Source organism: Curtobacterium sp. B8 (genome assembly GCF_000333315.1).
In the GTDB taxonomy this organism is placed as follows: Bacteria; Actinomycetota; Actinomycetes; order Actinomycetales; family Microbacteriaceae; genus Curtobacterium; species Curtobacterium luteum.
Window position 1 is genome coordinate 1 of record NZ_BACW01000164.1, and the last position, 1898, is coordinate 1898.

The following is a 1898-nucleotide window of genomic DNA, read 5'->3' on the forward strand; positions in this document are numbered from 1 at the left end:
CGAGAACACCAGCGCGACCCAGGGCTGCCCGGTGACATCGACGACGATGCGGACGAGCGAGGCCTCGGAGTCGGAGAACGACGTCCACGTCCGGGCACCGATCGCCGCGACGGCCACCAGGATGTAGAGCGCCGTGATGAGGGCGATCGACCCGATGATCGCGCGGGGGAGGTCGCGGCGGGGGTCCTTGGCCTCCTCGCCCGCGGTGGAGGCGGCGTCGAAGCCGATGTACGAGAAGAACAGCCGGGAGGCCGCCGCGGTGACCCCTGCGGCACCCATCGGCGCGAGCGGCTCGAAGTTGCCCGCGCGGAACGCCGTGAAGGCCACGACGACGAAGAACACCAGCAGGGCGATCTTCACGATCACCATCAGGGTGTTCACCCACGCGCTCTCGCGGACGCCCGGGAGCAGGATCACCGTCGCGAGGAGCACCAGCACCGCTGCGGGCAGGTTCACGACTCCGCCGTCCCCGGGAGGAGCGGAGACCGCGGCCGGCAGGTGCAGCCCGAACACGCGGAGGGTCTCGTCGACGTACTCGCTCGCCCCGACCGCCACGGCGGCGACCGACACGGCGTACTCGAGCACGAGGCACCATCCGCAGACCCACGCGATCCCCTCGCCCATGGTCGCGTAGGTGTACGAGTAGCTCGACCCGGAGGTCGGCACGGCACCGGCCATCTCGGCGTACGACAGCGCGGACAGGAGCGCCGCGACGCCGGCGAGCACGAACGAGATCCACACCGCGGGCCCCGCCAGCGGGACCGCGGTCCCGAGGACCACGAGGATGCCGGTACCGAGGGTCGCGCCCACGCTGATCATCGTCAGCTGCCACACGCCGAGCGATCGACGCAGCGGCTCGCCGTTCACGCCGCGGGCGGCCTCGGCCTGCAGGTCCGCGATGGGTTTGCGACGGGCGAGCTGCTGCCGGAGGGACACGGGGGACTGCGCGGACGACATGGGACCTCGGTGGTGGCCGGACGGGGACGCACGATGGTGGCATGCCCCCCGTGCGGGGTCAAACCGACCGCGACGATGTCGTTCCCCGGCGGTACCGTTGCAGAGGTCGACGCGGGAGGGACACGCATGAGCATGGGACACGGCGGACGCGGTCCTCGCCCTGGCGGCCGGATCTCGAGCGGCGACTACTCGGCGCAGAAGGCCGCGAACGCCGAGGCCCCGCGGATCCCACACCTGCTCCAGCGCATCTCCGGGTTGTTCGCGCCGCACCGCGCCTCGATCGTGCTGACGGTCGTGCTCGTGCTCGTCGGGGCTGCGCTCTCGGTGATCCCGCCGCTCCTGACGCAGCGCGCCTTCGACGAGGGACTCTTCCCGAAGGGCGGCGGCGGTCCCGACCTCCCCGTCCTGTACGCGCTCGTCGGCGGGATGGTCGGGCTTTGGATCGCCAGCGCCGGGATCGGTGTGTGGCAGACCTACCTGACCGCGACCGTCGGCAACGAGGTCATGGGCGCGATGCGGATGCGCCTCTTCGGCCACCTGCAGCGCATGGAACTCGCGTTCTTCACCCGCACCAAGACCGGGGTCATCCAGTCGCGCCTCCAGAACGACGTCGGCGGTGTCGCGAGCGTGCTCAACAACACGATCTCATCCGTCCTCGGCAACACGGTGACGGTCATCGCCGCGGTGGTCGCGATGCTCCTGCTCAGCTGGCAGATGACCCTCGTCGCGGTCGTGCTGCTCCCGCTCCTCGTGATCGCGCAGCGGCGCGTCGGCCAGGTCCGTGCCCGCATCGCCGCGCAGACGCAGGAGTCGCTGTCCGACATGACCGCGATCACCCAGGAGGCACTGAGCGTCTCCGGCATCCTCCTCGCGAAGAGCTTCAACCAGCAGCGCAGCGAGACCCAGCGCTACGGCGACGAGAACCGCAACCAGATCCGGCT

Annotated in this window: 2 protein-coding genes; one reads left to right on the forward strand and one right to left on the reverse strand. The window is 70.8% G+C overall.

Going from position 1 to position 1898, the window contains the following annotated elements; all coding sequences use genetic code 11:
* Positions 1–957: APC family permease (locus tag I59_RS04080; protein ID WP_022902779.1), on the reverse strand; the 957-nt coding region annotated here is incomplete at its 3' end.
* A 132-nt stretch (positions 958–1089) separates the two neighbouring features.
* On the opposite strand from I59_RS04080, the gene I59_RS04085 reads away from it, so the two are divergent.
* The coding region (locus I59_RS04085; protein ID WP_042726446.1) for an ABC transporter transmembrane domain-containing protein at positions 1090–1898 on the forward strand (809 nt) is incomplete at its 3' end.